Genomic DNA, 17,501 nt, shown 5'->3' on the forward strand with positions numbered 1-17,501 from the left:
ATAATTATTTAATTTAATTAATAGATGAATATATAAATTTTAAAAAAAATTATTAGTTCTAAACTTCATTTTCTGGACTATAAAATAGAATTAAAAATAGAACTAAAAATAGAATTAAAAATTAAATTAAAAATTAAAATAGGATAAAAAATTGAGATAATATGCTAATTGATTACCTTTTGTATATTTAAGCCATTTAAATATAAACCAAAAATGTTATCATTATTTTGAAGAATATATTCTTTGTATGCGATATTTGATGAGGGTATAATTTCAACAATATCCCAATTATTAATTTTAGTAATGTTTCCTGCTTTTAAATCATGATTTAAGTTAACATAATCATTAGCATATGTTTTAGCTGTACCAATACCATAATAATAAATTTTTATAAAATTATCTCCATTAGAGAGATCCAATTTTAAAAGAGAATTATCATAAGAAACATTCCCTTTAAAGCCATTTGGAATACTGAAATTTATATCATACAAACTTATAATTGAATTTTTATCTATTGTAAACTCATATATTTCGTTTATTTGAATATTTTCTCCATTTATTTTAAAATCAGATTCAACATTAAATACATTTATATCAAAAATGAATACTGAAGAAATAGATATTATGATTATTAAAACAATCAATATTATAACATACAATAAACTTTTCTTATTCATTTATTCACCAATAATAAAAAACAATCAAGAAAAAATAAAATTAATTAACAATAAACAAAACTCACACTCAAAAAAATAAAAACAATAATCATCTAAATTTAAAATACACCAACTAATTTTAAAATAAAAATTATTGTTCCAATGGTTATTAAAATGGTTGAAGCAATCATCCCCAGCTGCATTGCAACAAATAGCTTTGCTTTTTTATCGGGGTCTCTAAAATATTGTTTAATAGGATCTCTTTGCATAAATAAACACCAAAATAATAATTTTTATTCTAAAAATAGATAAAAATTTAATTAAATATTAAAAATAACTAAATATCAGTTTGATTAAAAATGCATTAAATTTTATTAATTAAATAAAATAAAAAAAAGTAAAAAATATATTTAGAATACATGTAAAATAGAAATTAAAAAATTAAAATTATAAAAGTATTATAAAATTAATAGTATATAAAAATTAAAATTATAAAAAAAGAAAAAAATAGAAAAGAAAATAAAGAAATTAAAGAAACTTAGAATAAAAATTCTAATTTAAATAATTATGCTTGTTCATTTGCTTCTATAGAAGATTTAATCATCTTCAATTGGACAAATGTTTCTCTTTCCATTTCTTGTAGTCTCATTTCAATAGATTTTACAGTGTTCTGCAATTTTGGAATCATTATATGTTCTAAAGCATTGACACGACGTTTAGTAGCTTCAATTTCAGCAGCTAAAAGATAAACTGTTTTCTCTATTTCACCAAGTTCAATAACAAGGGAAACCGCATCTTCAAAGTTTTTTGCAGCTTCATCTAATTTAATTGAAGTATCAGCAAAACCATAACCTCTGTCAACAAGAGTTTTAGGCTCTATTTTTGAATCCACAACAGGAACAACTACTCCCATAATACTTCTTGATTCGATATCCACATCAACGGACTCTTTAACAGATAATGCAGCTTTTTTAACAGCTAAATCACCCATAGTAACCTGAACAGCAATTAAATTCCCATAAGCTTCCTCTAGTTTTTTATTAACAACTTCACGAGAACCCTTAACTTTGTCCAGAATCTTGAAAAACTCCATAATTAAAGCATCACGTTTTTCTTTAAGAAGACTATGACCTTTAACAGCAAGTTTTTCCCTATTTTTAAGGTTCAGTAATTCCATTCTTGTGGGATTAACACCCTCAATTGTTTCTTGTGCCATGATTACCTCCAAGCTTTTTTAAAAAAAAAGCTTAATGAAATTTTATTTAAAAAAATTAATTAATTTAAAATAATTTAATTAAAAAAATTAAAAAATAACTTAATTTAAAAGATTAAAAATCAACTAACTAATTTAAAAATTAAATCAAACTTTTTAAAAGTTTAAAACATTTAATAGCTTATGACTTAAAAAGCTATTAATCTGGAAGATATTTAGGAATATGTTCCTCTTTAACTCTTTTAAGTTCAGATTTCGGAAGCAAACTAAGTAATTTCCAACCAAGATCTAAAGTTTCTTGAATAGTTCTATCTTCATCTTTTGCTTGAGTAATAAATTGTTTTTCAAATTCATCAGCAAATTTTAAGAAACTTTGATCCCTTTCAGTAAGTGCCTCTTCCCCTACAACTGCAACTAAATCTCTTAAGTTACGTCCTTCTGCATAAGCAGAATAAAGCTGGTCTGAAACACCACTGTGGTCTTCACGAGTTCTTTCATCCCCAATACCCCCACTCATCAATCTTGACAAAGATGGAAGTACATCAACAGGAGGATAAATACCTTTCCTATGAAGTTCCCTACTTAAAACAATTTGTCCTTCAGTAATATAACCAGTTAAATCAGGAATTGGGTGAGTAATATCGTCTTGAGGCATGACTAAAATAGGCATCTGAGTAATAGAACCTTCTTTACCTTCAATACGTCCTGCACGTTCGTATATCCCAGATAAATCAGTATACATGTATCCAGGATATCCTCTTCTTCCAGGAACCTCAGATCTTGCAGCAGAAACTTCTCTTAAAGCTTCACAATAGTTGGTTAAATCAGTTAAAATAACCAATACATGCATGTTTTTTTCAAAAGCAAAATACTCTGCTGTTGTAAGAGCCATTTTTGGAGTAAGAATTCTTTCAATAGATGGATCATCTGCTAGGTTCATGAAAACTGTTACTCTTTCAAGTGCACCAGTTCTTTCAAAATCATTCATAAAGAAGTTTGCTTCTTCGTGAGTAATACCCATAGCAGCAAATATAACTGCAAATTCATCGTCTCCTTCAGATATAACTTTAGCTTGCCTTGCAATTTGAGCAGCTAAGTCGTTGTGAGGTAAACCTGAACCTGAAAATATAGGAAGCTTTTGACCACGGACAAGGGTGTTCATCCCATCAATAGTGGAAATACCAGTTTGAATAAACTCTGCAGGGAATTCACGAGCAGATGGATTCATAGGACTACCATTAATATCTAATTCTTTTTCAGGAATAATTTCTGGTCCACCATCAATTGGTTTACCAGTACCATCAAATATACGACCTAACATATCACTAGAAACACCAATTTTTGCTGTTTCTCCAGTAAACCTAGTTTTTGTGGTTTTAGTATTTAAATCACTGGTTCCTTCAAAAACTTGGATAACTGCAATGTCTTTACTTACTTCAAGAACTTGACCTCTTCTAGGTTCACCACTAGGAGTTGTAATATCAACTATCTCATTGTAAGCAACACCTTCAACACCTTCAACAATCATTAAAGGACCTGCAACTTCTTTAACAGTGGTGTATTCTCTAGTTTTAATATTTGTATTCATTTTTACACCTCACCACATTGTTTTACAATTTCCTCTTGAATCTCTTTAATTTTTTCTGGGAAGACATCTTCAGCCACATATTTCATTCTACCAATCTCTTCTTTAATTGGAAGAGCAATAATGGCTTTAGATTCTGCTCCTCTTTCAAGTGCAGCTTCAGCTTCTTTTTGGAAAGAAACAATAGTTTTCAACATTTCGTACTGTTTAGATGGTGAACAGTATGTATCCACGCTATCGTAAGCATTTTGTTGTAGGAAATCTTCTCTTATCATACGAGTAGTTTCAAGAGTGACCTGTTCACTATCAGGAAGTGCATCAGGACCAACTAATTGAACAATTTCTTGAAGCTCTGATTCTTTTTGTAGTAAAATCATTGCTTCATCACGAGTTGCTCTCCAATCACTACCAGCATTTTCTTCCCACCAGCCTTGAACACTATCAACATACAAAGAGTAACTTTGCAACCAATCAATAGAAGGGAAATGACGTTTATCTGCAAGTGATGCATCTAATGCCCAAAATACCTTTGAAATTCTCAAGGTGTTTTGTGTAACAGGTTCTGATAAATCCCCACCAGGAGGAGACACAGCACCAACAACGGATACAGATGAAGTTTTTGGATTACTACCTAATGTAGTGACTCTTCCAGCTCTTTCATAAAATTGTGCAAGACGTGATGCAAGATATGCAGGATAACCTTCCTCACCAGGCATTTCTTCAAGTCTTCCTGAAATCTCTCTCATAGCTTCAGCCCATCTTGAAGTTGAATCTGCCATAAGTGCTACATCATAACCTTGATCACGGAAATATTCTGCAATTGTAATTCCAGTATATACACAAGCTTCTCTTGCTGCTACTGGCATGTTAGAAGTATTTGCAATTAAAACTGTTCTGTCCATTAAAGGATTTCCAGATTTAGGATCTTCTAACTCAGGGAACTCAATAAGTACCTCTGTCATCTCATTTCCACGTTCTCCACAACCAACATATACAATAATATCAGCATCAGCCCATTTAGCCAATTGTTGTTGTGTAACAGTTTTACCTGATCCAAATGGTCCAGGAATAGCTGCTGTTCCACCTTTAGCAACTGGGAAGAAAGTGTCTTGAGTTCTTTGTCCTGAAATTAACGGAATATCTGGGTCAAGTTTTTCTACATAAGGTCTTCCTTTTCTAACAGGCCATTTTTGTAACATTTGAAGCTTTTTAATTCCATCAGCAGTTTCAATCTCAGCAATATCATCGGTTACTGTGTATTCACCAGAAGAAACAATACTTATAATTTTACCTTCAAAGTTAGGCGGTATCAAAATCTTTTGTAATACAGCAGAGGTTTCTTGTACTTCTCCAATAACATCTCCACCTTTAACAGTAGAGCCAACATTTGCACTTGGATTAAAAGTCCATTTTTTATCTCTATTAAGAGAAGGAACATCTACTCCTCTTTCAATAAAGTCTCCAGTTAAATCTTTAATTACTTCAAGTGGTCTTTGAATTCCATCAAAAATTGAACCAATAATTCCAGGTCCAAGTTCTACTGATAATGGACCTCCTGTACTTTCTACCTTTTCACCAGGTTTTAAACCTGCTGTTTCTTCGTAAACTTGAATGGTTGCAGTGTCACCTTCAAGCTCAATAATTTCTCCAATAAGCTTACTGTCACCAACTCTAACCATTTCATACATCTGGGATCCTCTCATACCATCAGCGATAATAACAGGCCCAGCAATTTTAATAATATTTCCTTCATTAATCATTTAACCATCTCTACCCCAATCACTCGTTTAATAAGATCCCCCATTGGATCAGAATCTGTATCTAAGGAACCAGACTTATCAGGAATTTCAATAATCATTGGCAATACATTAGAACCAATTCTTTTATTAATATGTTCCCTAATACCTTTAGCGATTTTTTCACTTATAATTATAATAGAAATTTCTTCTTCTAATAATTGATCAAGAGCATTTTTAGCTTCTTCGTCACTTCCAACATCAAAACCTTTTTTAATACCACCAAGTTTAAACCCAGTAACAGTATCAATATCACCAATTACAGCAACTGAACTCACACTAACAACTCCTGAATTTTAGAATTGGGAAAATTAGCTTCCCTTTTAGCTCTTGCGACAATTTTAAGATTTTTAATCTCTTTTTCTTTTTGATTTAAAAATCCAACCATAGGACCAATACCTAAAGGATTTTTTAAAGAAAGTGAATTTGCATATTTAGAAAGATATTCATCCAAAACTTTTTCAAAAACTCCAATGGAACCTGTTTCATTATAGTCATTAAGAGTTTCATTAAGTATTGGTGCATAATCTGTGCCATCTAAGCCAGATATTACACCAGAAACATCCTCTGATTCCATTAAGTCTTTTAATTTCCATTCTTTAACATCATGACCATTTTTTATCATGTAATAATCCATATCCTCAAAACTTAAACCATCTGCTTTTGCCCTTAATATTAACTTTATATTGGCAATATCTACTTGAGTTCCAATAAAAGAATACAAAATAGCAGTGTTATCATTAGCTGGAACAGATGTAGCAGAAAGAAGGTTTTCTAAATAATAGTTATCTAAAGCAGATTCTAAAGGAAGAACCGTTTTAGTTTCTTTGTACCTATTTAAAGCATCTTCTAATACAGAATAGTACTCTGTACTATCTAAACCAGATATAATATCTTCAACATTTAAAGAATCTGCTAAAGATTCAATAGTTTCATAATTTTTACCTGAATGAATCAACAACTCTATAGTAGATTCCCTACTTAAATTTGCATCTTTAGCTGTGATTAAAGTTTTTATATTAGCAATATCAAATTTTTTAGCCAATGCAATAAATGCTTTTCTAATATTTTCAGGAGCTATTTTACTTACTAAATTATATGTACTTGCAAGTTGAAGGTCTAAAGATTTTTCAATAGCTTTATCATCAATATCTGCATAGTCAGGAAATCCTCTAAGATAATTAACTATTTCATTGATGTCATCTGCTTCGATTATTTCAGAAAAATGTTTTTCATTAAATAATCTTCCCTTTCTAGCCCTAACTCTCGCATTTGGAAGGAGATATGGATAAATATCTAAAATTGGTCTGCTTACAATAACAACAATAACTGCACCAATAATTAAAAGAACCATAACAGCAAGAGCAATAAATGCTTCATTACTAATACCTAAGCTACTTATCAATGCAGTAAGTCCATCAGCCATATTTTTATCCCCCCTTATTTAAATAAAATATTTGCTACTTCCAAACGGAGTGATTTTTTATAACGTAATATACGGGATTCAATAGTATTGTTAACTTCAACATCACCATTACTTGTTTTAACTACTGCACCACCAATTGTATTAATAGCTTCACCAAATTCAAAAGAGGTGTTATTACCAGTATCTAATGTAATAGTTTTAGCTATTTTATCAATGGATCCTTCAATTTTAGATTTATCCTCTTGTTTAACATGGATAACTAAATTACCCCCACCAATCTCAGATCCTGCTTCAGTTATAACACTTTCTAAAGAATTGATATATTGAGAGTTAGATCCAGAAGATAAATCTTTAATTTTTTCAGTAGCTTTATTAAAAGCTTCCTCAATTACTTCTTCTCTTGCATCTAATTCTAATCTTCTTCCCTTCATCTTAGCTTCAGATATTATTTGCTGATAACGCAAATTAGATGATTTATTAGCCTCATCTAATATTTTTTGCTTTTCCAATTCAGCATCTGCAGAGCCATTATCAACAATATTTTTTGATTCTGCTTCTGCTTCTTGAATAATTTTATCAGCTTTTGCTTGAGACTGTGAAAGAATATTAGAGACTATTTTTTCAGCACCAGAGCTCATTTATTGACCCCCTGATTATCCTAATATTCCGCCGAATACCATGAGCAAAATAGCAATCAAGAAACCATAAATAGCCTGAGTCTCTGGCAATGCAGTAAAAATAATACCCTGAGCAAACATACTATTATCTTCAACAACTGCACCAACAGATGAAGCAGCTGCAATACCCTGACCCATACCAGACCCAAGACCTGCAAATCCAATAGATGCTCCTACACCAATAGCAACAAGACCAGCTTCAAGTGAAAGACCATTGCCTCCACCAAGTAAACCAGAAAATACAAGTAATAATATAGCTATCAAGAATCCATAAATAGCCTGAGTCTCTGGCAATGCAGTAAAAATAATACCCTGAGCAAACATACTATTATCTTCTGCAACAGCACCTACACTCCCTGCGGCTGCTATACCTTGACCTAAACCTGACCCTAAGCCAGCAAAACCAATAGCTACTCCAGCACCAATAGCTGCTAAAGCAGTACCTAATGCAATATCTACCATTTTCATATCTCCTATTAATTTTTAATTAATTTAATCATTCAATGATTATAGCCTTAATAAATTATAGTCTTAATAAATTATAGATTTAATAAATTATAGCCTTAATAAATATTATAGTCTTATTAATAAATTATGGTCTTAATAAATAATAATCTATAATTAATAATAGCATTAATTAAATTAACTATACTAAACTATCTTAAATGATTTTAATAAATATAATAATTTTAATTAATTTTTACATATAACAATTTTATATAACAAATAGCATTAATCTTTTAATTTAGTAAGAATTCTCTTTGCACTAAATGCATTAAATGTATTTTTTCCACCCATGAAAAACTGGGAGAAAAATTCCACATAGTTTAAACGGAGTGCATTAATAAAAGCACCTACTATCTGTAAAACGAAATTTGCAATGTGTCCAAATATAAATATAATTACTGCGAGAATTATTCCAAGAACCGGAATTGGAACCATAGAATTGAGCATTCCAGATAAAATATTAACTGTCATAGCTATTCCACCAGTAGACAAACATAGTGCTAAAAGACGAGCATAGGATAACCAGTTTCCTAAAAATCCAAAAACATCCATTATTCCATAAACTCCTCCGCAATATATCAATATTACGAAAGTTGCAACAAGGAAAGCTGCTCCTATTCCCATACCAATAATTCCAACTGTGGGTACTAAGAACCCTAAAGCTAAGAATACAATTCCGATTTCTAAAATAAACCAGACAATTTGAGATCCTAAAGCTTCTTTCTTATCACCATATCTGAAATTATTAATAATACCTAAAATAAATCCAACATTAAGATGAATAAGTCCAATTATTAAAGCAATAATAAGAATTATCTCTGGTCTTTTCAATGGATCAATGAGCAGTGTTGGAATAGCAGAACCCAAGAATCTTGGGAAGAAATCTCCCATAAAACCTCCAGTTAACAAACCTAAAACTATTGCCCACAAACCAGAAGCCACTAATATGGCTCCAAAATCTTTCATAGTCTTATTAACTTTCCCTATACCTTTATAAAGAACAACTCCAATAATAGCAAAAAGTGCACCATAAGCAGCTTCTGTTAAACAGAAACCAAAGAAAAATGGGAACATTAAAAAAACAAGGAATGTAGGATCTATTTCTCCATATCTAATAGGTGCATACATACCTACAAGAAATTCATAAGGTTTTACAATACTAGGATTATTATGGAGTACTGGAACATCACTATCATCTTTTCCAACATCTTCAAATTCAGCAACAAAGTGCCCTTCACTTGATTTATCAATAAGTTTAGTTACACTATTATATTCTTTTGAAGGAACCCAAGCCTCAAGCAGTTTAGTTTTATCAGTTTCACCAAAAGTAGCAAAAACTTCATTTCGTTCTTTTTCAATTTCTAACTGCTCTTTTAAGACAAGTATATCCTCATCATACTTTTCAGCTACTTTTTTAAGCTGATTTGTCACTTGAGATTTTTCATTTTCTAATTCTTTAAGTCTATTTTTTGAACTGGATATTATTTGAGATGGAGTGCCTTCCACATCCCCAATTTCCAATTTTTCAAACTCAAAGCCCCTAATAACAGAGAGAACCTCATCTTTAAATTCGTTTAATGCAGTTATAATAACCACTTTTGAATCAAGTTTGTCTTTCTCTTTAGAAACTTTATTATCTTCAAAGAACAATAAACTATCAGTTACATTATTTAATTCTTCTTTTAATTTTGAAGCGGATTCAACATTTATCCTTCCAACAGTATGAGTAGTATATCCAGTATCTTTCAATAGAGACAAATCTAGATCAAAATTAATTAATTTTTGAGCTAAACTCTCATTTAAAGTAACTAAATTTTTTTCACTGTCAATAGCAGATAATTTCTCTTCTATAACCTTAGTTTGCGACTCCACCACATCCAATAAAGATTCGGCTTTATTAATTAGATTTTCCGAATTTAATGAATCCACTTCCCTTTTCACGGGAATAACAGGTTTTACAAAAGATAATATCATATCTTTAATTCCTGTATCCTCAGCTAAAGCATTACCGAAAGTTTCGGAAATACCTGTAGTTTTCATTAAAAGTGAAGAAATTCTTCCAATTAATGGAGTCATTTTTGAAGGTTTAATAGAATCTGCCCATTCAGGATTCTGTTGAATACGTTCAGAAATATCTTCAATCTGTACTATTCCTTCTTCGTGCAAATCTCTCACGATAGAGGAGGAATACTGATTTAAAGTAAGTATTCTGAGTTTACGCATTCTTTCTGTCTGGAACATTATCTCCCTCTACAAAATATTTTTAACAATAATAGATGCAGCTTCATCTATATTAGCACTAGACTGCGATTTAATGTTTTTAGCATCATTCTCAGCCTTATCTTCAATAGTTTTAGCATCTTGCTTTGCTTTTTTTTCTGCATTATCAATAATAGTTTTTGCTTCCTCATGTGCTGAAAGCTTAGCTTCTTCTAACTTAGTGTTAGAGTTAACCTTAGATTCTTCGATAATTTTTAATACTTCAGCCTTAGAATCTTCGATGAGCTTATCAGCATCATTTTCAGCATCTTTAATGCTTATAATAGCTTCTGATATCGCTGTCATGATAAATCACCATGGTATAAAAAAATATATTTATTATTATATATAACATTTACTATTTGATTTTAGAGATATAAAAAATTAGTATTTTTTAGCTAAAAAAACTTAAAAAAATAGGATTTTAAAGAACAATAATAATATAAATAAAAATTAAAAAAATCTAATAAAAATTTAATAAAATTTAATAAAAATTAATAAAAATTAATAAAAATTTTAAAATTATTAATAAATAGTTTAAATGCAGATAAATTTTTTTACATTGAAAATAATAATTGAACTTAGTATTTTTAATATTTTTAAAATTATACTCTAAAACGGATCTAAATAAAAAAAATAAATATGAAATATAAGAAATATGTAAAAGAATTAAATATCTAATCAAAAAATTAAAAAGTATAAAATAAGTAAAATTAAAAAAATAAAAAGAAAGTAAAAAGAAATTAAAATAAAAATGAAAAATCATCTATTTTTTTTACTTGGTTTTGATGAGTTGTGTAACTTTTGTTTTTGGTTTCTATTATTTTTCTTTAAAAGTCTAGGTAAAAAAGAAATAGCTCCAAAAACAAATAAAATAAAACCTAATACTATAAATAGGATATTCCAAGGATAATCTAAGAACACAGAACCAACTAGAATAAAAGCTATTCCTTCAACAATAGCTATTGGCTTTTGCCAAGTGGGAATAAATGTAATAGCTGGATAAGCTATTCCTATTAAAAATAATAAAGAGCTAGAGGGTAAAGTTAAATTATTATTAGTTTCAGGAATCACAAATGGTAAAATACTCCATACCACCAATATAAAACCAAATACTAAAGAAAATTGCTGTTTTCGACTAATTGCCATAATTTCATCCTTAAAATAAAAAATATTAATAAAAAATATAAAATTAAATAAAATAAAATTAAATAAAATTAAATAAAATTTAAATGATTGAAAAAAATTTATACTATCATAATTGCATTAATCATCATAGATATATTAAATCTATTTTATATTACTTAAAATAGTTTCTATAATATTAATTAAAAAAATAACTAAACTAAAAATGTTTTATTAATATGTCTTTAATTAAAAAATTATTTATATTGTAAAAATAAAAAAAGATTATGAATAGTTATTTAGATTTTATTAAGGATAAGGATTTTGAAAAATCTGTTGATTATGTTCTTAAAGGATACTATGAAAAAAAGAGCATAGAAAAAGAAAAACATGCCAAAAATGTTGTTGACATGCTGATTAAAGATAAAAATACAATCGATGAATTTAAATTAGTTTTTGACTTGTTTGGTGATGAAACACATCTAAATGATTGGAAAATGTCTGAGATAGTAAGACAAACTGATAAAACTGTGAACAATTACATTGGAGAATTTCATCAAATGGTTTTAGGTTCTATTAAAGGTTGGACTAATTTAGGAACTGGTGATGAAACAGGAGTTGATTTAAAAAAAGATGACAACAGTATTTTCATTGAATTAAAAAATAAATATAATGCTATGAATAGCAGTTCTCAAAGTGAATGTAGAAGAAAACTAGAGAATATAGTTGAAAAATACCCAGATTCAACTGCATATTGGGGTTTTATTATAAATAAGAAATATAAACCAGTTTGTGAAATTTGGGAATATACATATCCAAAAACTGTAGAGCTTAAGAAAGATTCGAGAATTCTTAAAGCAAGTGGGGATGAAATTTATAAATTAGTAACAGGAGATCCAAATTCTTTAAAAAAAACATTTGAAGCACTACAAATTATTTTAAATGAAAAAATAGATGGTTATCACCTGTCTTCTGAAGATAAAAAATCATTACAAGAATTTTCTAATCATGTATTTTTAGAAAGCAGATAATTTTACTTGATGAGATGAATCAACGGAGTTATCACCATTTAATGCTTTAATGATTTGTTTGCCTAAAAATTCTCCTAGTTTAACAGGGACTGCATTGCCTATTTGCTTGTATTGTGAAGATTTTCCTCCCATAAACTCCCAATCATCAGGAAAAGTTTGAATACGAGCATATTCTCTAATAGTAAAAGGACGAGTTTCTTCAGGGTGACACCTTTCAGTTTGCTTTTGGGAAGGTGAAGTCGTTAATGTTAAACATGGTTCGTTCCAGGACATTCTACGAGCCATTCCTCTTTTTCCTCCACCAGAATAGTAACTTTTTCCCATAAAATCTTTTTTAATATCTTCGGGTAAATCAATCCAACAACCACCAGGAGGAACAAGATTCAAGACTTCTTCTCTTTTTTGCGAGTACCCGGTTCCATCGGACTTAGGAACATTTTTTAATGCATCTTTAATAGTTAAAATTTTTTTATTTGGCTGTGGATATAAAAAATTTATCCCCTTTCTAGTTCCAACAAGAACCATTCTTTTCCTTTTTTGAGGAACATAAAAATTTACAGCATTTAGCACTTTATATTGAACATCATATCCTAAATTTTCCAGTACTGAAATCATAGTTTTTAAAGTTCTGCCTTTATCATGTCTTACTAAACCTTCTACATTTTCAGCTAAGCATATTTTCGGTTCAATTTCTTTAACTGCCCTTGCGAACTCAAAAAAAAGTGTACCTCTAGTATCTTCAAAACCTAATTTTTTTCCAGCATAGCTAAATGCTTGGCAAGGAAACCCTCCAGTTACAATATCTGTTTTAATACTTTTAAAGTCTATTTCTTGAACATCTCCATGTACAACATTCCAATTTGGTCTGTTACGTTTTAAAGTTGCAACACAATCTTTATCTATTTCAACAAGCATTTCATGCTCAATACCAGCATTTTCAAGCCCTAATCCTAATCCTCCAGCACCAGCAAACAATTCTACAGTTTTCATTTCCAAACACTTAGTTTTATAATTTTTATGAATTTTATTTATTAAATTAAATTATGTTAGTTATAATATTAAAATTTTTCTAAATGTTAAACTATTAATAAAAAAAATGTTAAAAAAATTTAAATAAAGTTAAAGAATTAAGATAATATATAATATTGCCAAAGCTTTGTAACATATGTATTGAATTTAAATTTTTAGAAATATTATTTAAAAACTCTTTAAATCAAATTTAAGGTATTTTATCACGCTTTTTATAAGGATTAAAAAAATGATTATAAGTCACATTTTGGATAATGCACTATGTTTATGAATAATCATAACATAATAAATAGTTATAATATAATTTAAAATCAAATCAAAGTGATTAAATGAGTGATGAAGAAAAAGTAATTAAAGCATTTAAAAAGTCTGAAGAGGCATTAAATACATCATAAGTAGTTGAAATGTCTGGAGTAGGTAAAAAAGAAGTTACAAAGATTATGAATAAGTTAAAAAAAGAAAAATCAATAATTTCCCCAAAAAGATGCTATTGGACATGGAAAGAATAAATACATAAAATCGAGTCTTTTTATTATAAATTAAGCTTTCATTTTCTCAATCTGAAATTAAATTAATAAAATATGCTTATTATATATAATATTTAATTTAATATAAGTGAATTTAAAAAAAATAGCTATTTAAACTTATTTTAAATACTATCCATTAATAACTATTTTAAATTTAAATCATTTATATTGTTGAATTCTAAGGGATTTCCTTCGTTATCAACTGTTTCTGTGGTAACAATAACCATTATTGTCTTTGTAAATAAGTAATAAAAGACATAGCCAATATACAATGCACAGAAAATAAAATAATATCCATTGACAAAAATAGTACTGTCAAAAATAGCTTTAATAAATGGAATACTTACAAAGGCACTAGAAAAAAAAGAGGGACTTCCAAAAAGGATCAAAACCAAAAAAATAAAATGGAAAATAATGCTTCCAAAACTTCTTTTTTTCAATACTAAATAATTGTCATCATTAGAAATAAGTTTAAATCCCTTATTTTTAAGTGATTTAGCTATTTCATCCATTTGAATGGAATTTTCAGCTTGAAAAATATATGGTTTCATAAAAAGTAATTATTTATAAACAACTAATTCTTCAAGAGATTTACGAGGTCTATCTGCTCTTGAAGCATTTGGATATCCTAAAGGAGTAAAAAGTAGAGGCTCTTCATTTTCTCCTAATCCTAAAAAATCAATAGCTTCATTTTTTTTAAATGCTGCAATGTAACATGTTCCAAGCCCTAAATCAGTGGCTTTTAAAATCATATGATCCATTACAATTGTTCCATCAATGTCTGCAATATTTTTTCCATCCCATGGTCGAGTCCAGCTTTTAGATTTATCCACAACAACGGCTAATACAATAGGTGCCTGAATAAACCAATCTTGAGGGTAAATTTTACTTAGAGCATCTTTATTATTTTTTGTGTCAATTACAAATATTTTAAATGCCTGAAAGTTTACACCTGTAGGTGCCAATCGTCCTGCATCTAAAATTGCATCTAACTTTTCTTTTTCAATTTTTTGGTTAGTATATCCTCTAACACTGTATCTATCTTTAATAGCTTCTGAAACTTCCATTTTTACACCAATAGATGATTTTCTAAAAAAAGAATAAATAAATTTAAAAAAAAAACAATAAATTTTATAAATAAAATTATTTAATGAGTTAGTTAATGAAATTATTAAAATGAAAAATTATAAGAAAAGAATTGATTTGTATTTGAAATGAAAAAAATAAAAATATTTAAAATTAAATAAAAATGATTTAAAGTTAAATAAAGGTAGTTTAAAATTAAATAAAAATAATTTAAAATCAAATTAAAAAATTTAAAAATAAAATAAATAAAATATTTAAACTTTTTTTATTCCTCTTCCTCTTTTTGTACCTGGCTTTCTGTAATGAGATTTAGCCCTAGTTCTTTTATTTGTTCCTTTAACTTTTGCCATAAAAAATACCTCCATAATAAAAAAAATAAAAAAAATGATATAAAAAATTTATTAGAATTAAATATAAAAAATAGTTAGTTTATCAAAATAACATAATAATCACTATATAAAATTATATCACTTTATAACTTTATTAAATATTATTTATAAACCTTTTGAAAAAAATCAAAAATAATTTAAATTTTTATGAATTAAAAACGAAATTTAAAAAAAAATTACTAAAATATAATAAAAAATTATAAAAAATAATATAAAATTAATATGCAATTAATAAACATCAAAATAAAACTTATTTATCCAACATTCTATCTTCAATTCCATCATAAAAAATATCTTCAAGGTGTAATAACTTTCTAAATTCAATATTATCATGATATTCTTCTAAAATATGAGATATTAAACCTGGAATTCTACCAATTATAAAAACACTTAAACCTTCTTCAGGGGAAAATCCTAAATCAGATAATAAACTTGCTGAAATTCCATCAATATTAATTTTAAGCTTTTTTTTTTCATACAATAATTTGTCTATGGCTATAGCTAATTTTGTATGAATTCCTATAATATCTAATTCGTTTCCAATTTCTAAAAGCTTTTGAGCCCTTGGATCTATTTTATGATACCTGTGACCAAAACCTGGAATTTTTTTACCAGTATCTAATTGGTTATCTGTAAATTCTTTGGCAATTTCTTCTATTTTTTTGTTTAATTCCTCTTTAGATAATAAATTTATATTTTTTGAAAAATTTTCATTAATTAATGATTGATAAATTTCCATTGCTTTTTCAATAGCTCCTGCATGGTGTTTTCCAAATGATAATAACCCTCCAGCTAAAGCCACATTAATTGAAGAACCAGAAGAAGCTATTAAACGAGCTGATTGAGTACTTGGTGGAGTAAAACCATGGTCTGCAAAAGCAACAAGAAGATGATTAAAAAGTTTAAGTTCTTTTTTATTAGGTAATCTGTTTTTAAGTAATAAAAAAATCATTTCAGGATAACTAAGACTATCTATTAACTCTTCTTGAGAGTATCCCTTAGTAGTTATTTTATTTTCTTCAATTTTAGTTATTGAAGTCCTAACTTTTGTTTTATGGTTGTTAGAGATATTTTTATTAAAATTATTATTATTATTATTATTATTATTATTATTATTATTATTCATTATATTTTCCTTAAGTTTATTATATAAATCTCAAATCTCAATGGTTGAGACTCTTGGTTCAACAAAACAAGCTGGACGGATAGCCATTATTCGAACCCCACTTGCTCTTTGAGAGCCAATATTTACAAAAGTTCCTAAAACCGTGGTATCCCCGCCTAAACCCATTGGACCAATATTAGTTTTATTTAATGCATTTGTAACTTTTTTTTCAATATTGGATTGATTATTTAAATCTCCATAAGCCATTGCTTTTAAAGCTAAAGCACTAGCTTCAAAATGTGTTCTTCCAATACCAATAGTTGGAATAGAAGGAGTACATCCAAGTTGTGGTAAAACCTCTGTAAGATAATCAACAGCCATTTGAAATATTATTTTATGATTTCTTTGATGAAAAACTCTATATGTTTTAGACCTTATTTCACTTCCACCACCAAGAAGGAGAATATGAATTTTTATTTTATCTCCATCATACGAATCAAATAAAAATGATGGAGGTTTCACCATTCCACTACACTCATATAAGCCATTGGATTGTTTTAATCTTTCTATATCATTTCCTTTAACAGCCATTGGCCTTCCTGGAAGATTAATTAATCCATTGACGATTCCATTTTTAATATTTTCAATTAAATTAGTTGGAAAATAATTTAATTCACTAGGTACTTCAATTAAGACATGAGGAATGCCTGTATCATCACATAAAGGTCGTTTTTCTCTATTAGCTATTTCAATATTTTCTATCATTAAATTTAAAGCCCATTTAGCATTTTCATTAGTTTCTAAATCATGAGCCAATTTTAATTTTTCAACTTTATCTTTAGAATTTGAAGTGCTTGCTGAAATCAAAGCTTTTTCAATTTTTTTTTCTAGGTTCATATATAATTCCATTTATTGACTAAAGTTAAATTAAACAAGCAAATAATATAAATATTTATAAAAAAACATGAAAATGAACTAATTGAAAATAATATACATAAAATAAAAAAAAATAAAAAAAATAAAATTAAATGTTAAAATTAAAATTAAAATTTTATTAAAAACATCTAAAATATTAAAAAACATTAAAATT

Annotated in this window: 18 protein-coding genes; 1 reads left to right on the plus strand and 17 read right to left on the minus strand. The window is 28.0% G+C overall.

The window, feature by feature from the left end:
* Positions 1-164: 164 nt before the first annotated feature.
* The 12 genes from MBCUR_RS08810 to MBCUR_RS08860 form a co-directional block, all read right to left on the minus strand.
* Positions 165-677: a hypothetical protein gene (locus tag MBCUR_RS08810; RefSeq protein ID WP_067092538.1), complete on the minus strand. Its 513-nt coding sequence runs from the start codon at positions 675-677 to the stop codon at positions 165-167.
* 98 nt (positions 678-775) lie between these two features.
* Positions 776-925, minus strand: a complete 150-nt coding sequence (locus MBCUR_RS10625; RefSeq protein ID WP_169805824.1) for a hypothetical protein — start codon at positions 923-925, stop codon at positions 776-778.
* Positions 926-1,221: 296 nt separating this feature from the next.
* Complete coding sequence (locus MBCUR_RS08815; RefSeq protein ID WP_067092539.1) at positions 1,222-1,872, minus strand: V-type ATP synthase subunit D; 651 nt, start codon at positions 1,870-1,872, stop codon at positions 1,222-1,224.
* 196 nt (positions 1,873-2,068) lie between these two features.
* Positions 2,069-3,457 (minus strand): ATP synthase subunit B, encoded by a 1,389-nt coding sequence (locus MBCUR_RS08820; RefSeq protein WP_067092540.1) that lies wholly within the window; start codon positions 3,455-3,457, stop codon positions 2,069-2,071.
* A gap of 2 nt (positions 3,458-3,459) precedes the next feature.
* Positions 3,460-5,214 carry an ATP synthase subunit A gene (locus MBCUR_RS08825; RefSeq protein WP_067092541.1) on the minus strand — a complete coding sequence of 585 codons (1,755 nt, stop codon included), beginning with the start codon at positions 5,212-5,214 and terminating at the stop codon, positions 3,460-3,462.
* The gene (locus tag MBCUR_RS08830) at positions 5,211-5,528 is read right to left on the minus strand and encodes a V-type ATP synthase subunit F (RefSeq protein ID WP_067092542.1); all 318 of its coding nucleotides are present in this window, start codon (positions 5,526-5,528) and stop codon (positions 5,211-5,213) included. The genes MBCUR_RS08825 and MBCUR_RS08830 overlap by 4 nt, the downstream gene beginning before the upstream one ends.
* Entirely contained in the window at positions 5,525-6,676 is a 1,152-nt protein-coding gene (locus tag MBCUR_RS08835; protein ID WP_067092543.1) for a V-type ATP synthase subunit C, read from the minus strand. Before MBCUR_RS08835 ends, MBCUR_RS08830 begins: the two co-directional genes overlap by 4 nt.
* Positions 6,677-6,690: 14 nt before the next feature.
* Entirely contained in the window at positions 6,691-7,314 is a 624-nt protein-coding gene (locus tag MBCUR_RS08840) for a V-type ATP synthase subunit E (RefSeq protein WP_067092544.1), read from the minus strand.
* A gap of 15 nt (positions 7,315-7,329) precedes the next feature.
* A complete protein-coding gene (locus MBCUR_RS08845; RefSeq protein WP_067092545.1) occupies positions 7,330-7,815 on the minus strand; it encodes a V-type ATP synthase subunit K in 486 nt (161 codons plus the stop codon).
* A gap of 270 nt (positions 7,816-8,085) precedes the next feature.
* The gene (locus MBCUR_RS08850; protein WP_067092546.1) at positions 8,086-10,101 is read right to left on the minus strand and encodes a V-type ATP synthase subunit I; all 2,016 of its coding nucleotides are present in this window, start codon (positions 10,099-10,101) and stop codon (positions 8,086-8,088) included.
* A gap of 9 nt (positions 10,102-10,110) precedes the next feature.
* On the minus strand, positions 10,111-10,425 hold the full coding sequence (locus MBCUR_RS08855) for a hypothetical protein (RefSeq protein ID WP_067092547.1): 315 nt from the start codon (positions 10,423-10,425) through the stop codon (positions 10,111-10,113).
* A gap of 456 nt (positions 10,426-10,881) precedes the next feature.
* A complete protein-coding gene (locus MBCUR_RS08860) occupies positions 10,882-11,268 on the minus strand; it encodes a hypothetical protein (protein WP_067092548.1) in 387 nt (128 codons plus the stop codon).
* Between the two features lie 263 nt (positions 11,269-11,531).
* On the opposite strand from MBCUR_RS08860, the gene MBCUR_RS08865 reads away from it, so the two are divergent.
* The gene (locus MBCUR_RS08865; RefSeq protein ID WP_067092549.1) at positions 11,532-12,275 is read left to right on the plus strand and encodes an Eco47II family restriction endonuclease; all 744 of its coding nucleotides are present in this window, start codon (positions 11,532-11,534) and stop codon (positions 12,273-12,275) included.
* Here the strand turns inward: MBCUR_RS08865 and MBCUR_RS08870 are convergent.
* From MBCUR_RS08870 to MBCUR_RS08895, 5 genes are all read right to left on the minus strand, one after another.
* A complete protein-coding gene (locus MBCUR_RS08870; RefSeq protein ID WP_084269672.1) occupies positions 12,261-13,265 on the minus strand; it encodes a DNA cytosine methyltransferase in 1,005 nt (334 codons plus the stop codon). The two genes, MBCUR_RS08865 and MBCUR_RS08870, sit on opposite strands and share 15 nt — an antisense overlap.
* A 709-nt stretch (positions 13,266-13,974) precedes the next feature.
* Positions 13,975-14,382: a hypothetical protein gene (locus MBCUR_RS08880; protein ID WP_067092551.1), complete on the minus strand. Its 408-nt coding sequence runs from the start codon at positions 14,380-14,382 to the stop codon at positions 13,975-13,977.
* Positions 14,383-14,391: 9 nt separating this feature from the next.
* Positions 14,392-14,898: a nitroreductase family protein gene (locus tag MBCUR_RS08885; RefSeq protein WP_067092552.1), complete on the minus strand. Its 507-nt coding sequence runs from the start codon at positions 14,896-14,898 to the stop codon at positions 14,392-14,394.
* 658 nt (positions 14,899-15,556) lie between these two features.
* Positions 15,557-16,432 carry a citryl-CoA lyase gene (locus MBCUR_RS08890; RefSeq protein ID WP_084269674.1) on the minus strand — a complete coding sequence of 292 codons (876 nt, stop codon included), beginning with the start codon at positions 16,430-16,432 and terminating at the stop codon, positions 15,557-15,559.
* A 30-nt stretch (positions 16,433-16,462) separates the two neighbouring features.
* Positions 16,463-17,308: a fumarate hydratase gene (locus MBCUR_RS08895; RefSeq protein ID WP_067092553.1), complete on the minus strand. Its 846-nt coding sequence runs from the start codon at positions 17,306-17,308 to the stop codon at positions 16,463-16,465.
* Positions 17,309-17,501 lie beyond the last annotated feature (193 nt).

Source organism: Methanobrevibacter curvatus, from assembly GCF_001639295.1.
GTDB classification, from domain to species: Archaea; Methanobacteriota; Methanobacteria; order Methanobacteriales; family Methanobacteriaceae; genus Methanoflexus; species Methanoflexus curvatus.